The sequence below is a fragment of the Acinetobacter bereziniae genome, assembly GCF_016576965.1.
GTDB lineage: Bacteria > Pseudomonadota > Gammaproteobacteria > Pseudomonadales > Moraxellaceae > Acinetobacter > Acinetobacter bereziniae.
On sequence record NZ_CP066119.1, the window covers coordinates 429,005 to 443,903 of the forward strand.

Below are 14,899 nucleotides of genomic sequence, written 5' to 3' on the forward strand. Positions count from 1 at the left end.
TAATAACATATGATATTTTTGACTTTTGTAAGATGTCTACGATAGGGTGGATTATTAGGGATGAATTTTAATTTTTTTACTTTATTTTTATAAATTTTGGCTTTTAATACTTGGATTTTTAATAAGAATTTTCAACCAACCGTTATTTAGAAAGACTTAATAAAATCAGAAAGTAATTAAAAAATACAATTGATAATGATTATTATTACTGAATTGGTTGTGTTAGCGTGTCCTATAACTCGAACTTATAGAGAATAACAATGAAAATATTCGTATCTTTGATTTTTTTAATTTTTTTTCCAATTAAAACGTTTGCTGTGTCAACGTTAGAATGCAGAATGGGTTCGGACTCGGAAGAGGAATACAATGAGTGTATTTACGGTGGGAATAGTGGCATAGGGTCATTGCCGACAATAACCGTCACAGCGACAAAACCCGATCCATTTCCTAGTGGAATTTATTACCCTTGGAGTGGCGGTAGCGGTGGGGGAAATTCGGGTTCTGGTGATCGTGAGGTTATTTTTCCCAATTCAACACAAACGGAGTGTTCTACAGACACTACTGCTAATCCTATCGTGATTGCAAATGGAAAAAAGATCCAACAAGAGCAGGACTTTCTAGGCTCTGGTGAAATGCCATTAGCCTTTGTTCGATATTATGATTCTTTTGCGAGTGGTTCTGCGAACTTCTCAGCCAATGGTAAGTGGCGGCACAATTTTGACTATCGTTTAGCCAATGATGCTCAAGGAAGAAAAATTCGAAAATTACCAAACGGTGAAAATTACTACTTCAATGAGTTGATGCTGCTTCAGGGAACTCGTACAGAAACCAATGTTATTTTACCCGATGGTGGTGTTGAAACCTACACACTAGATGGACGGCTACTTCGTAAAAAGAATGCTCATAATATTGGCTGGGTACTTTCTTATGATGAAAAGCAAAGATTAATTAAAGTGACACATACCAATGGGAAAACGGTGGTTTTAACATGGAATCAAGATGGTATGTTGGGCTCAGTGACAGATCCATCAGGGAATATTTATCTTTATAATTACGATTATAGATATAGATACTCTAAAAGAATTGGATTCACCAAAATAAAAATCCCATATCTTGTTTCTGTCACTTATCCAAATAGTTTAGGTTCGCGAGCATACCATTATGGAGAGAATGGTGCAGGTAGTCAGGTACTGAGTGGGATCTCTGTAAACGGTACCCGTTACAATAGTTATTCTTTTAATGGAAATAAAGCGATTCAAAGTGGTCGTAGTGATGGTACACAAGTTGATAACTTGGTTTTTGCCGATAATTATACAACAGTGACAAATCCTTTAGGTGCTGTATTTAAGTATATTTATACCAATAATCAAAAAAATAAACTCGCAAAAATAGAAAGAAGTGGGGTCAATAATTGTCCAAATAGCAGTGCAACCACCACCTATGATGACAATGGGTATGTGATTTCCAAAAAAGACTGGAAGGGTATAGAAACACGCTATCAGCGTGATGGTTTTGGACGAATTACACAAGAAATATCAGGTATCCAGAACAATAACCTTGCCAATGCTCAAATCAGAAATTATAGCTATCTTGAACGAACAAATTTAATTACTCAAATCCAAATATTGGATGGTTCTAATCGTTTAATTCGGGATGAAGTATATAGCTACTATGGTGTGAATGAATCTGCGAGTTATCGACTTAAAAGTCAGAACATCTGTAATAAAACAGGGACAGTCAATTGTCGTGCAACGGGCTATGGCTATAGTTTACACAGCAATGGAATGTTGAGTGCTGTTGTGATCAACAGTAATGGTAAAAATACAATTTATCAATATGATTCTGAAGGGAATTTGATTCAAAACACCAATGCATTAGGGCATGTAACATATTATTCAAATTATAATGGCTTAGGATTGGTCGGTAAAATTACCTATCCAAATGGTTTGATCGAAAACTATCGTTACAATGCTCGTGGTCAAACGACTCAAATTACACAAATACTTGATCAGAATCAGATTCGGACTCAAATATTTGAATATGGACCATTTGGTGCCACGCAGATTGACCGTAATGGCGTGAGAGAATCTATCTATTACAATAATAATGGCACAGTTTCTCAAATTACTCATGGTCGGGGACGCGAGGTTTTAAATAGCCAAGAATACCAGTATTCAAATCTTGGGCAACTGTTGAGCGTTCGCTATAAAGAAAGCGGTTCGGTTCGTTACTCCAAAGCCAATCAACATAATCAACTTGGTTGGACCACTGCGGATCTCGGTAACAATGGGCAAAACCAACGTTATGAATATGATGCAAATGGAAATGTCATCAAACAAACAGACTCTTTGGGCAATATAACGTCATATTCTTATGATTCACAAGGCAATATTAGTCGAGAATCTCGTAGTGATGGCTCATCTGTTACTTATTCCTATGATGCTTTTGGACAATTAACTAATATCAAAGATGCTAAAGGGAATATAACGACATATGCTTATGATGGGTTTGGTCAACTGTTATCAACAAACAGTCCTGATACAGGAGTGACCCAATATCAATATGATAATGATGGTAATTTAATTCGTTTAACACGAGCAAATAATGTTATTACAACGTATAGCTATGATGCTTTAAATCGTCGTATAAAGGCACAATCAGGCAATCAAGTTCAAACTTGGGTTTATGACAATTGTACTAATGGTATTGGACAATTGTGTGCAACAGCAGATGGAGTGACTTCCACAGGTTATGGATATACCAAAGACAGTCAGCTTGCGGTAGAAATCAAAACAATCGCTGGCGTTACTTATTCAACCTATTGGAGCTATGACAATCTCGGCAATTTGATTGGTGAAAGCCGTGAAAATGACAACAACAAAGTCATTTACGAGTATGACCAATTAAATCGAGTGAGTGCGGTTAAATTTAAGACAGGTTCATCCACACAAACAGTAGTCAATAATGTCACTTATGAACCCTATGGTGGCATTAAAAGCTGGACTTATGGCAATGGTTTGTCACGACAAACCAGCTATGATCTAGACTACCGTTTAACAAATATAAACTCACAAGGCGTACAAAATTTAATTCATCGTTATAATGCCAATAACTGGATGACTCAAATTAATAATGGTTTAGATGGTAATAAAACAACTAGTTATCTCTATGATGCTTTAGGACAACTCAATGTTGCTTCTTCAGTGCAATACACTGAAAGATGGCAACAAGACAGTAATCACAATCGGATCAGTCGTACAGGTCATAGCAATGCTGTGACGAATTATGTAATAGGTCAAGGAAATCGCTTAAGTAGTACCACGGGCGCTGAAGCAAAAAGTTTTAGCTATGATAGTGTTGGTAATCTAATCCAGAAAACTGGTTATGGCGGAACAGTTAACTATACTTATGATGGCTTTAACCGTTTAAAAAGTGTCAATACCGGTACTACGGTAAGTTATGACTATGATGTTTTTAATCTCCGTAGCCGTAAATCTGGCAGTGGCGGAACGATTAATTATATTTATTCGGTTGATGGTCGCTTATTGGCTGAAAGCCCACTATCTAGTTCGCAAAATGGTAGTTTGTCTAAGATTTATATTTGGTTGGGTGGTCAACCGATTGGATTCGTTACAAACAATCAATTTTACTATATCCATAATGATCATTTAGGTCGCCCAGAGATCATTACAGATGTAAATCAAGCTATAGTATGGAAAGCACAACTCAGTAGTTATGACAGTGCAGTAGTTCACAGTAGTATTGGGGACTTTAACTTAGGTTTTCCGGGGCAGTATTTTGATGTTGAAAGTGCGCTTTGGTACAACTGGAATCGTTACTATGATGCCAGTATAGGGCGTTATACTCAGAGTGATCCGATTGGCTTGGCGGGTGGTTTAAATACCTATGCTTATGTAGAAAATAATCCGATTAGTTTTATTGATGAAAATGGACTTAACCGAAGACTTCCAAATCCATCTAGTGGATCAGCCTTTATTAACTATCAAGCGGCATCCTTAATAAATCAAATTCGGAGATATGATCCTTCGTTTAGCTATCCAACGATTAGTAATACTTATAGCCCAGCAAGATATACTCGAAATGATATTAATGAATTAAACCAAAACCTACGTAATGCCCAAGCATCAGGTCAATGTGGAAATGGTGTCGCTAATCCAAGACGAGTTAATGAATATGAAAAAATTACTAATCTTAGACCAACTCATGGTCCAACAATGAGTAGGAAAGATTTAAAAGAGCTAACGCAAAGTATTAGGCAACAAGGTGTGAAAGTACCAGTTACTGTAACAAAATATAATGGTCAACTATATATTCTTGATGGTCATCATAGAATAATTGGAGCTAACCGATCGGGAATATTTGAAGTACCGATTGAAAGAGTTGAATTACCATACGGTTATTACAGAACACCAGCAGATCTTATGTACACACCAGGAGGATATTAATGGATATTATTTATTCTATTCGCGCAAACATAATCTCTTGTAGAAATGTTTTGTTAAATGGAAATCCAAAAGAGCATATTGTTGATTGTCTTCAATATGTTATTGATAATTCCTCATTCGTTCCTGTAGAGAGTACGCGTAGAATACTTGATTTCTGTTTAAAAGAGGTATTATTACAAGTTCATTCTTCGGATTTTCGTAGTGCTGGAATGATTTTGAATTTAATACACAATCTACCGCTAGATAAAGAAAAAGAAGAGGTATGGGATGTTGACTATTTTTTGTCTTCAGAATTAATTACCTTTTTGCGAAATTATAAAACTATTATATCGGCAAGAAAAATAGCTTTTTTTGTCTGTAAAGAGCTAAGTTCAAAGTATGTTGAATGAAGAGGACTGGGGTAAAATAAATTATTAAATTTTTATTAGCGCGGTAATCCTTAAATAAAGAGATGACTTGTAATGGAGAAATAGAAATTGTTGACTAAAAACATATTATTCTTATTTTCTTTAATTATAGGTATTCTTTTAATAGGATGTATTTATTTGATTTCTACATTTCATAAATTAAATTTTGTGGAGTCTAATCTATTAAAATCTAGAGTTATCAATGTATGCATGAGGATGCCAAATGAGAAAATTCCTAGTTATTTTTGGACTTCGATGGATTATGAAATTAAAAGAATTAAATTTATAGATCGTAATCAAAGAGTAAAATTTTATACTGCTATTTTAGTTGTCTGTGGTGATAAAATTTCAAGAAATCATGAGCAAAGCTTAATTTTTTACGAAAATGTAAAAATTGAAGATACTGAATTATTAATAAATAGCTTAAAAGAATTTATAAATAGGCATAAATATAAAAACGTATCTGGAGGTGAAATTCAAATGTTAGAGAAATGGGTGGAATATTTTAATGTGAAGTTAAAAGAGAAAAGCTATGAAAATATCCATAATTAGCTTTATTTGTCTGATGATTACTGGGTGCAACTTTATGAAGGTAGACCGCTGTTTGGATAAAGGTGGTCGTTGGGATAAAGAAAAACAAGAATGTATCTACCTTGATGAGTTAAACAAAATTGCTCTGAGAGGTGGTTTTGAAATACCAGAAAAATTTAAATGATATTGAATACTTACACCACTTCTAAAATACCGAACACAAACAACAGCGACTCAACTCAACTCTTGTGGATCAACATCAATCGTTACTTTCATTGTAGAGGGTTTTTGCTGTAGTAATTGGGTCCACCATTGATGCACATAAAAGTGCATTTTTGCTCGATCTTGTGAAAGCAATACCACATGTGCTTGGTAACGACCTGCTTTCCGCTCCATTGGAGCTGGAATAGGTCCCCAAATATCGATTAAATGTGGTTCCGACATTTGACGAAGTAATTGCGTCATTTCAGTCAAAAACTTTAGATTTTCTTCCTGATGTTTAGATTCACAACGTATCAAACTGGCATAGCGAAAAGGGGGAAGCAAAGCGGCTTGACGATCTTTTAAGGTTTGCTTGGCAAAGGTTCGATAGTCATTGTGAATCAAAGTATTTAATAAAGGATGATCAGGTCGAAGTGTTTGCAAATAGACTTCTCCTTTGTTCTCTCCACGACCTGCCCGACCTGCAACTTGAATAATCAATTGGGCTGTACGCTCTGTTGCTCGAAAGTCGACACTGAGTAAACCTGCATCTATATCTAAGATTGCAACCAAAGTGACATAGGGGAAATGATGCCCTTTAGCGAGCATTTGCGTCCCAAGCAAAATCGTGGGTTCACTTTTTTGAATCTGATCATAGATTTTCTGCCAACTGCCGACACGGCTAGTTGAATCCCGATCGACGCGAAGTACAGGAAAGTTGGGGAATAATTCAATTAAGGTTTCTTCAACCTTTGCAGTTCCCATGCCGATTGGTTTTAATTGTTGTTGATTGCATTGTGGGCAGGCATCAGGCAAGCGATTAATCGTCCCACAATGATGACAGTGTAAATGCTGATAAGGTTTTAAGTGTAAGGTAAAGTGTGCATCACAATTTGGGCAGTTGGCTTGCCATCCACAACTTTCACAAATTAATACAGGTGCATAACCGCGACGATTTAAAAAGATTAAGACCTGTTCTTTTTTATCTAAACGCTTTTTAATTTCCCCGATTAAAACATCACTTAAGCCATGTTGCTTCTTAGCAACTTTTAAATCAATCAAATGCATTTTCGGCATCAATGCGACGCCTGCACGTTGATTTAATTCAATACGTGTCAGCTTTTCTTGACGAGCCAAATAATAGCTTTCAATACTTGGTGTGGCAGAACCTAAGATAATTGGACAATTTTCTAAATGCGCACGGTATAACGCAACATCACGGGCATGATAACGGAAACCTTCTTGTTGTTTAAATGAAAGATCATGCTCTTCATCCAGAATAATTAAACCGAGATTAGGTAAGGGTGTATAAATTGCAGAGCGAGTCCCTAAAATAATAGAGGCTTTACCTGTTTGTGCATGTTGCCATGCTTGTAAACGTTTGCTGTCATTTAAACCGGAGTGAAGCAATGCAATATTGCAATGAAAGCGTGACTGAAAACGGCTGATGGTTTGTGGTGTTAAGCCAATTTCAGGGACTAAAACAAGCACTTGTTTGCCTTGTTTCAGTACTTCGTGCATCACTTGTAAATAAACCTCAGTTTTACCACTTCCCGTTAAACCATCTAACAAAAATGCTTGATATTTCTTTAGTGCCTTTAAAATCGTTTGGATGGCTTTCTTTTGATCTTCATTGGGAGTGAGTGGCAACTGAGCCAATTGAACTGGTTCAGGTTGAGTATTTTGAGGTTCAAGTGCAAATTGGATAATTGCTTTTTTCTCAAGCACTTTTAGTGTTGCTGTTTCAATACCACTCAGATTTAGGATATTTTCCTGCGTTGCTTTTGGATGTAATTTTAGAATTTTATAAGCATCTTGTTGTTTTTCAGAACGCTTTACTTTGTCTTCAGCATGTAAATCTATCACTTTCCAAACACGAGCCAATAAATCATAAGGTTTACCTTGGCGGAGTAATGTAGGAAGGGCAGTTTGAATCACCTCACCAATTGGGAATTGGTAATATTGCGATGACCATGTCAATAAATTTAAAACTTTACTGTCTAGAATAGCGTGATCATCTAATAGTTCAATAATTGCTTTGAGTTTAAAATGAGAGTCTATAGGTTCATCAATCGGAATTTTTTTTACAATCACCCCAACAAGATTTTGTCGTCCGAAAGACACAGCAACACGTGCACCGATTTCTGCCTGTGCGTACTGTTCAGCACTCACTTGATAGTCAAAACAGTCATTCAAATACACTGGAACAGCAACTTGAACACGATAAATAGTTTGTGGTGTAACAATGGTATTCGGCATTTTAAATTCAGTGGCTCATTAATTTAGTGAGGCTGTGATGAAATTGTTTCATGTCCATATTCGGCTTGTGTTAGAGTGTAACCGTCATTGATAGACATGAATATGAATGATTTATAGGGTATGACGCAACAGCGTAATCAAAAAATTTGGGAAAATTAGAGCATAACAATGCCAGCATATCAATTTACTGCGCTTGATGCTTCAGGAAAGCAGCACAAAGGCGTGTTAGAAGGTGATTCAGCTCGCCAGATTCGTCAACAATTACGGGATAAAGAATGGATTCCTGTAAGCGTAGATGCTGTTGAACAAAAAGACAAAAATAAAAGTTCGGGTTTGTTTCAACGTAAATTTTCAGCCTATGATTTGGCACTCATGACACGTCAGCTTTCCGTTTTGGTTGCTGCTGCAATTCCACTTGAGGAGGCTTTACGTGCCGTTGCCAAACAAAGTGAAAAAGTCTACGTGCAAAATCTTTTGCTTTCTGTACGTTCCAAAGTTTTAGAAGGACATTCTCTAGCACAAGCGATGCAACAAATAGGGCGTTTCCCTGATTTATATATTGCGACAATTGCTGCGGGTGAGCGTTCAGGGCATTTAGATTTAATTTTAGACCAACTTGCAGACTACACGGAAAACCGTTTTGCGATGCAAAAGAAAATTCAAGGTGCAATGATCTATCCGATTATTCTCATGTTTATGTCTTTTGCAATCGTTATGGGCTTGATGACTTATGTTGTTCCAGACATCGTCAAAACGTTTGACCAAAGCAAACAGGCTTTACCTTGGATTACGGTGGCTTTGATGAAAGCCAGTGAAATTATTCGGCAAGCTTGGCCATTTATTTTGGTTGCCAGTGTGGTGGGAATCTTCTTACTGATTCGTTTTTTACGAACATCGGCAGGGCATTATGCTTTTGATCGTTTAACGCTCAAACTGCCATTAATTGGTAAATTATCTCGTGGTATAAATGCTGCACGTTTTGCCAGTACCTTGTCCATTCTCACTCAATCAGGTGTGCCTTTGGTCGATGCTTTAAAAATTGGCGCAGCCGTGAGTAGCAATTGGGTCATTCGTGATGCAGTCAATGTTGCTGCAGAAAAAGTGACAGAAGGTGGGAATTTGGCAACGCAATTGGAGCGCTGTGGTTATTTCCCACCAATGATGGTACAAATGATTAAAAGCGGTGAAGCTTCTGGTGAGTTAGATCGAATGCTAAGTCGTGCATCAGATATGCAGGATCGAGAAGTATCTTCATTTATTTCAACTTTATTGGCCTTGTTGGAACCGTTAATGTTGGTATTTATGGCTGGTATTGTTTTAGTGATTGTGATTGCTGTCATGTTGCCAATCGTCAATATGAACAATATGATTTAAGCCAATTATTTTTATAAAGAATAGAGAGTAAGTAGATGCTACGTAAGATGAATAGGACTCGTCAGTCAGGTTTTACCTTAATTGAAGTGATGGTTGTGATTGTGATTTTAGGTGTACTTGCCGCTTTGATCGTGCCGAATGTGATGGGACGTGGAGAAAAAGCCAAAGTTGATACCACAAAGATTACTTTAAAAGGTGTGGCAGGTGCACTTGATCAATATAAGTTGGACAATGGTCATTATCCAAATAGCCAAGAAGGTGGTTTAGATGCGTTGGTCAACCAACCTGCAACAGCGAAAAACTGGTTACCAGGTGGTTATGTTAAAGGTGGCTATCCAAAAGACAGTTGGGAAAATGATATTCAATATGTCATTCCGGGTTCAGAAGGTCGTAAGTTTGATTTATATTCTTTTGGTGCCGATGGTAAACAGGGCGGCGAAGGAAACGATGCTGATATTTATTACCAGCCATAATTAAAAGTATTTTTTGCAGTACTTTATGGAATTAATCACTTCACTTTATCGAGATAATAAATGTGGAGTGAAGTGATAATATTTCTTATTTGATAAATATATTATAAGCCATTGAAATTTATCAATTATATTAAATAATTAATGTTTGAGAGTTATAATAAGAATTATTCCCATATTTGATAGTTACAAGAATGTTAAATTGTGAATAAAAATAGACTTTTTATTTATTAAAAAGCTTGCATAATAGTTCTCAAGGCAATTTAAATTGCTTGGAGGATGAGATGAAAGCATTATTATTATCAGATGAAATTAGCCAATTTCATTGGACGATGCTCAAATCTGTTCTTTTAATTTTGAGCTTATTGCCGATTAGCCAGTTTTTTTTAAACCTTTGGCAAAATGCTGATGCCAGTAGTCAAATCGTGATTGGGTTTATGGCGATTAGCGTATTTAGTGCATTATCTATTATCAGTTTTTATAATGCTTTAAATTTAACGGTGATTCAGTTAAAAACTGAATTCTCATCATTATTAGAACAATATTTAGTACGTTTATACCGTTATGTTCCTATGCTGTTTCTAGCAGGCATGTTGTCATATTTAGTGACTCAAATTTAATTGGTGCGTTAAAACCGAGGAAATGTCCTCGGTTTTTCGTTTCTGTGTTTTACTGTTTTGATTAAAAACTGAAATTTAATCCAATTAACTCGGTTGAACAATAAGCATCGTTATTTTACGCACAATCGGTAAAACCAGAAGCAATACTGGAAATGCGATCAGCCATGAAATTCCCCATGCTGAAACCCACGTATTGACGGAAAAATTGTCGAAACCCATACTTCTCAACGTACTAATACATGACACAATAAAGGTCATAATAATTGATAAAAAGAAAGGCATTACAATTGCAGTATAACGATTTGGAATTTTTCTTAAATAAAAAGATTGAGATTTTTGCATTTTTTACTCCGTAAACCAACAAACGCCAGTGCCACATCAAAATATTCAAATTTTGATAAAAAATAGCTCCAAGCCTTGTTGGAGATATGTTGGCACGTTGATTGACGTAAACGTTTACGGCTTTATGATCAGCACAGCTAATGTAGCATAAAGCGAGAAACAATTGAAAGAAAAAATCAGTGAATGGCAGGTAAAGTATAGCGACATATAATTGAATTAGATTCGTTTTTTAAAAATTTGATATGTTGAATAAATGTCCTTTTTAAATGATTCATTGTCCATTTCATATAAGGTCGATGGGGCTAAATTTATTTAAGATGCTAGGGCTGTTGACATTTCATAAATGGCTTGCGCTGTAGGTTAAAATTGAGCAGGCATGAGGAATATACTCCGCAAGGAAAGGAAGAGAATAGCGAGACTATTTTCAAGTTTCATAACACCGGCTGAGATAATTTGAACCACAACCCTGAGCAAAAAAAGCATGACTTTGTTTGTAGCGCAAGTTGCAGCGGGGGGACTCGTGTGTTTTGTATCGCTTCGTCGTTCCCCTGTAAAACAGTGTTTCTCATCATTTAGAGTGGCTAAATTTCGTATTTTTTGCCTAGTGTCGGCTAAAAACACACATAGTCGCAAACATAGGTGAATTGTCAGCAGATCCTAGATATTTATGGTGATCAATAGAAAGAGGAAACCCAAATGCAACAAATTGAATGGAATGACTTTTTTAAAGTGGAATTACGTGTAGGAAAAATTATTCAAGCTGAAGTATTTGAGAAGGCGCGTAATCCTGCTTATATTTTACATGTCGATTTTGGAGAAGAGATTGGTATTAAAAAATCCAGTGCGCAGATTACCCAACTCTATCAGCCTGAAAACTTAATTGGAAAGTTGGTCGTTGCTGTGATTAATTTCCCAAAGAAACAAATTGGTCCTATTCAATCTGAGTGTTTAGTGACAGGTTTTCATAATCAAGATGGGCATGTTGCCTTGTGTGTCCCAGATTTGAATGTGCCTTTGGGGACCAAGTTACTTTAATACATTATGATATATCCGTATCAAAAACACCTCCTTTATGATGCATAGAGAAGGTGCTTTTGATGCGATTGGGGGGCTGCTTTAGCGTCGTGCTTTAAAACTGATGTCGACTGTTTTAGGGCGATAAAACCAACCTAAAATTAACAATAAAAGCGATAAAATTAAAATCGGATAATCGCTAAAACGGGTATACCACGTCTCACCTTGCATTGCAGGTAAATCCCCACGCAGAACCGCTTTCTGATCTACAGGCGCTTGTTTTACGATATGTCCATTGTGGTCAATAAAAGCAGTTACGCCTGTGTTGGTAGCACGGATAAACCAACGCCCATTCTCTTTGGCACGCATTTGAACCATTTGCAAATGTTGTAATGGACCTGCAGTTCCCGTAAACCATGCATCATTCGAAACAGTCACTAAAAAATCACTGTTGATCGCATTACGTCGGGTAAGATTTGGATAAGCAACTTCATAGCAAATCGCAGCAGCTAAATCATGTCCTTTAATATTAAAAGGCTTTTGATTCGATGCACCTTGAGAAAAGCCACTCATCGATGGATCATTTTGCAAAGCGGGTAAGACCCAAGATAACAATCCAGAAAGTGGAATGTACTCACCAAAAGGGACTAAACGTTGTTTTTTATACAAACCTGAAGAATCTGCACCAGAAGCCATCATGCTGTTGTAATACATTGGATAGCCATTCTTTTTTGATTCTTTTAAATCCCAATAAGGAATGCCTGTCACCCATGCTGTACCCGAGCTTTTGGCTTGCTGATCCATCATCTCCAAAAATTGTTCAATATCTGTTTGAAATAGGGGAATGGATGATTCAGGCCAAACAATGAGATCTCTACCCCATTCAGTACGACTTAAGTTGACATAAATTTCTAAAGTCTTGACTTGGTATTCGGTTAGCCATTTTAAATCTTGAGGAATATTACCTTGAATGAGCGATACAGAGAGCGGTTTTTCAGCTTTCGGTTGTACAAAAGTGATAAAAGAAGCTCCCCAGGCGCCAAGTAAAACAACAAGCGCAGGAACAACCCAAAACACTTTCCTATTCAGGATTTCCACCACGGCACAGGCAAGAAGAATAACGGCAAAAGACACCGCAAATACACCAAATAAAGGCGCATAACTATCTAAGAATCGTTCAGTGAACGCATATCCTGCAAACAACCACGGAAAACCGGTGAACACCCATGTTTTAGACCATTCAAAGATGATCCAAAGCGGTGTAAATGTTAATGGGGTTTCAGGGAAAAAACGACGATAAACCCATGTCTGGACTGCCGTAAATAGCCCCATCACAAATGCCATAACTGCAATCATCAATACGCTGAGGACTGCGTTGGTATCACCATAAACGTGGATGGAGGTATAAAGCCAAAATGCCCCAACAAACCACAGTCCAAAGCCATAGCTAAGACCTATGGCAAAGGCTTGACGAGGACTACGACCTTTTAAGCAAGCATAAAGTAAGGCTGGTGATAAGATTGCCAGCCACCACCAATAATAAGGTGCGAGTGCTAAACTAAATACTGCACCTGAGATTAATGCGATGATTAAAGGGAAAATGAGGGGCAATTGTTTTTGTTGTTGTGATGAATTTAACAGCTTGTCAAAATAGGCTCTCATTTACGTACAGCTCGAATCAGATGAATAGTGCGGGCATCTGCTTCAACAATGGTAAATTGCCAATCTTCAAGTTCAACCACTTGACCTTGAAGATCACTGACCAAACCAATTTCCTGAAGCAGTAATCCGCCCATAGTTTCTACTTCATCATCGGAAAATTCAGCATCTAAAACATTGTTAAAATGTTCAATTGGTGTAAGTGCTTGCACAATCCATGCATTGGCTATGTTATGGGTGGTATCAGGAATGATAAATTGAGCTTCTTCATCGGCATTGTCATGCTCATCTTCAATTTCGCCAACAATTTCTTCAAGAATATCTTCCAAAGTCACCAAACCAGCAGTTGAACCATATTCATCAATGACAACGGCAATATGAGTCTGGGTATTTTTTAACATTCTCAAAACTTGATCTGATCGCGCACTTTCAGGGACGAATAAAGGCTGGCGCATTAATGCATGAACATCTACACCAGAGCTACGATTGGTTAAAAATGGCAATAGATCTTTAGCCAATAAAATCCCTACCACGTTTTCAGGTTGGTCAGATGAGAAAACTGGAAAACGTGAATGTGCGGACTCAATCAGCACATCTAAAATATCAAGAAGTTGGTCGTCTTCTTGCAAGCTCACCATCGCTGTGCGAGGGGTCATTACTTCACGAATTTTTGTGGCAGGAAGGTCCAACACGCCCTCTAACATTGCCACAGTATCGGGTTCTAAAAAACGACGTGAATCTTGTACTAATTTTAGCAGTTCATCGCGGGTTTCTGGTGCTGTACCTAACCATTTGCGTAAGCCACGCATTCCCCACGACGGGCCTGATTCCTCGTGCATGATCTTTCCTAAAGACTCTTAATATCTAGTAAATGTTTTTTATCATACCGAAGAAAATACAGATGTCTATCTATTAAATAAGGTAAATAGATGAATGCATGCGTCATTTTTACACAGAGATAACAAGCCTTATTGATTATTTGAGTTTGTGTTAAAATCTTGGACTGATTTAGCTTTTTTGAGATGAGATATGTCTGAACCATTGCCTATAGCAAACATTCAATTAAATACACGTGGCTTGCGTTGTCCTGAGCCTGTAATGATGTTGCATCAAGCAATTCGGAAATCTAAATCTGGCGATGTTGTTGAAATCTTTGCAACAGACAATTCAACCTCTTGGGATATTCCTAAGTTTTGTATGCATTTGGGACATGAACTCGTTTTACAAGAAGAAATTTTGGATGATGCGGGCAATAAAGAATTTCATTATCTCGTCAAAAAAGGTTAATTCTTAAACAATAGCAAAATCATAGAACATTCGTTGAGGCAGATGCATAAACATAATTTTATTGTTTTTATCAAGTGCATCTGGCTAGCGATATTCAACAGCTCATCAATGTTTAAAAGCCAATTAACAAGTAAACATCTATATAAAGTTGAATACAAAAATGAGAGATAAAGCTTTTAAAAATAATCGATAATTGTGGTACAGATTTTGAATAAATTCTTTCTAAAATCAATTACAAATGAGAGTGTCTAGAAAGTTGGATAATCTTC

At 36.8% G+C, this 14,899-nt stretch carries 13 protein-coding genes; 9 read left to right on the forward strand and 4 right to left on the reverse strand.

All coding sequences use genetic code 11. The features are described 5' to 3' along the window. Positions 1-338: 338 nt before the first annotated feature. The 4 genes from I9192_RS01935 to I9192_RS22445 all read left to right on the forward strand — a co-directional run bounded on the left by I9192_RS01935 (position 339) and on the right by I9192_RS22445 (position 5,588). On the forward strand, positions 339-4,466 hold the full coding sequence (locus I9192_RS01935) for an RHS repeat-associated core domain-containing protein (protein ID WP_227567250.1): 4,128 nt from the start codon (positions 339-341) through the stop codon (positions 4,464-4,466). Then, positions 4,466-4,855 carry a hypothetical protein gene (locus I9192_RS01940; protein ID WP_005034252.1) on the forward strand — a complete coding sequence of 130 codons (390 nt, stop codon included), beginning with the start codon at positions 4,466-4,468 and terminating at the stop codon, positions 4,853-4,855. The genes I9192_RS01935 and I9192_RS01940 overlap by 1 nt, the downstream gene beginning before the upstream one ends. 273 nt (positions 4,856-5,128) lie before the next feature. Further along, entirely contained in the window at positions 5,129-5,425 is a 297-nt protein-coding gene (locus I9192_RS22225; RefSeq protein WP_227567252.1) for a hypothetical protein, read from the forward strand. A 34-nt stretch (positions 5,426-5,459) separates the two neighbouring features. After that, positions 5,460-5,588, forward strand: a complete 129-nt coding sequence (locus I9192_RS22445; RefSeq protein ID WP_009587170.1) for a hypothetical protein — start codon at positions 5,460-5,462, stop codon at positions 5,586-5,588. Between the two features lie 50 nt (positions 5,589-5,638). On the opposite strand, the gene I9192_RS01950 is transcribed toward I9192_RS22445, so the two are convergent. Beyond that, the gene (locus I9192_RS01950) at positions 5,639-7,864 is read right to left on the reverse strand and encodes a primosomal protein N' (protein ID WP_005034245.1); all 2,226 of its coding nucleotides are present in this window, start codon (positions 7,862-7,864) and stop codon (positions 5,639-5,641) included. Positions 7,865-8,032: 168 nt separating this feature from the next. Between I9192_RS01950 and gspF the strand changes: the two genes are divergently transcribed. From gspF to I9192_RS01965, 3 genes are all read left to right on the forward strand, one after another. Beyond that, on the forward strand, positions 8,033-9,238 hold the full coding sequence (gene gspF, locus I9192_RS01955; protein ID WP_005034243.1) for a type II secretion system inner membrane protein GspF: 1,206 nt from the start codon (positions 8,033-8,035) through the stop codon (positions 9,236-9,238). Positions 9,239-9,273: 35 nt separating this feature from the next. Further along, positions 9,274-9,711 carry a type II secretion system major pseudopilin GspG gene (gspG, locus tag I9192_RS01960; RefSeq protein WP_004825310.1) on the forward strand — a complete coding sequence of 146 codons (438 nt, stop codon included), beginning with the start codon at positions 9,274-9,276 and terminating at the stop codon, positions 9,709-9,711. A 281-nt stretch (positions 9,712-9,992) separates the two neighbouring features. Beyond that, entirely contained in the window at positions 9,993-10,328 is a 336-nt protein-coding gene (locus I9192_RS01965) for a hypothetical protein (RefSeq protein WP_005034242.1), read from the forward strand. Between the two features lie 84 nt (positions 10,329-10,412). On the opposite strand, the gene I9192_RS01970 is transcribed toward I9192_RS01965, so the two are convergent. Continuing rightward, on the reverse strand, positions 10,413-10,670 hold the full coding sequence (locus I9192_RS01970; RefSeq protein ID WP_005034240.1) for a DUF2798 domain-containing protein: 258 nt from the start codon (positions 10,668-10,670) through the stop codon (positions 10,413-10,415). Between the two features lie 696 nt (positions 10,671-11,366). On the opposite strand from I9192_RS01970, the gene I9192_RS01975 reads away from it, so the two are divergent. Further along, positions 11,367-11,705 (forward strand): tRNA-binding protein, encoded by a 339-nt coding sequence (locus I9192_RS01975; protein ID WP_100884414.1) that lies wholly within the window; start codon positions 11,367-11,369, stop codon positions 11,703-11,705. A gap of 81 nt (positions 11,706-11,786) precedes the next feature. Here the strand turns inward: I9192_RS01975 and lnt are convergent, their stop codons facing one another. Next, complete coding sequence (gene lnt / locus I9192_RS01980; protein WP_100884415.1) at positions 11,787-13,346, reverse strand: apolipoprotein N-acyltransferase; 1,560 nt, start codon at positions 13,344-13,346, stop codon at positions 11,787-11,789. Then, positions 13,343-14,182: an HlyC/CorC family transporter gene (locus I9192_RS01985; protein WP_004825299.1), complete on the reverse strand. Its 840-nt coding sequence runs from the start codon at positions 14,180-14,182 to the stop codon at positions 13,343-13,345. The genes lnt and I9192_RS01985 overlap by 4 nt, the downstream gene beginning before the upstream one ends. A gap of 190 nt (positions 14,183-14,372) precedes the next feature. Here I9192_RS01985 and tusA point away from each other — a divergent pair, with 190 nt between their 5' ends. Continuing rightward, on the forward strand, positions 14,373-14,630 hold the full coding sequence (gene tusA, locus I9192_RS01990) for a sulfurtransferase TusA (RefSeq protein WP_005034237.1): 258 nt from the start codon (positions 14,373-14,375) through the stop codon (positions 14,628-14,630). Positions 14,631-14,899 lie beyond the last annotated feature (269 nt).

Excerpts from the sequence above, each read along its gene's own strand:
- gspF (WP_005034243.1), top strand. The coding sequence starts at position 8,033 with ATGCCAGCATATCAATTTACTGCGCTTGATGCTTCAGGAAAGCAGCAC.
- I9192_RS22445 (WP_009587170.1), top strand. The coding sequence starts at position 5,460 with ATGAAGGTAGACCGCTGTTTGGATAAAGGTGGTCGTTGGGATAAAGAA.
- I9192_RS01950 (WP_005034245.1), bottom strand. The coding sequence starts at position 7,864 with ATGCCGAATACCATTGTTACACCACAAACTATTTATCGTGTTCAAGTT.
- I9192_RS01970 (WP_005034240.1), bottom strand. The coding sequence starts at position 10,670 with ATGCAAAAATCTCAATCTTTTTATTTAAGAAAAATTCCAAATCGTTAT.
- tusA (WP_005034237.1), top strand. The coding sequence starts at position 14,373 with ATGTCTGAACCATTGCCTATAGCAAACATTCAATTAAATACACGTGGC.
- I9192_RS01985 (WP_004825299.1), bottom strand. The coding sequence starts at position 14,182 with ATGCACGAGGAATCAGGCCCGTCGTGGGGAATGCGTGGCTTACGCAAA.
- lnt (WP_100884415.1), bottom strand. The coding sequence starts at position 13,346 with ATGAGAGCCTATTTTGACAAGCTGTTAAATTCATCACAACAACAAAAA.
- I9192_RS22225 (WP_227567252.1), top strand. The coding sequence starts at position 5,129 with ATGGATTATGAAATTAAAAGAATTAAATTTATAGATCGTAATCAAAGA.
- I9192_RS01935 (WP_227567250.1), top strand. The coding sequence starts at position 339 with ATGGGTTCGGACTCGGAAGAGGAATACAATGAGTGTATTTACGGTGGG.
- gspG (WP_004825310.1), top strand. The coding sequence starts at position 9,274 with ATGCTACGTAAGATGAATAGGACTCGTCAGTCAGGTTTTACCTTAATT.
- I9192_RS01975 (WP_100884414.1), top strand. The coding sequence starts at position 11,367 with ATGCAACAAATTGAATGGAATGACTTTTTTAAAGTGGAATTACGTGTA.
- I9192_RS01965 (WP_005034242.1), top strand. The coding sequence starts at position 9,993 with ATGAAAGCATTATTATTATCAGATGAAATTAGCCAATTTCATTGGACG.
- I9192_RS01940 (WP_005034252.1), top strand. The coding sequence starts at position 4,466 with ATGGATATTATTTATTCTATTCGCGCAAACATAATCTCTTGTAGAAAT.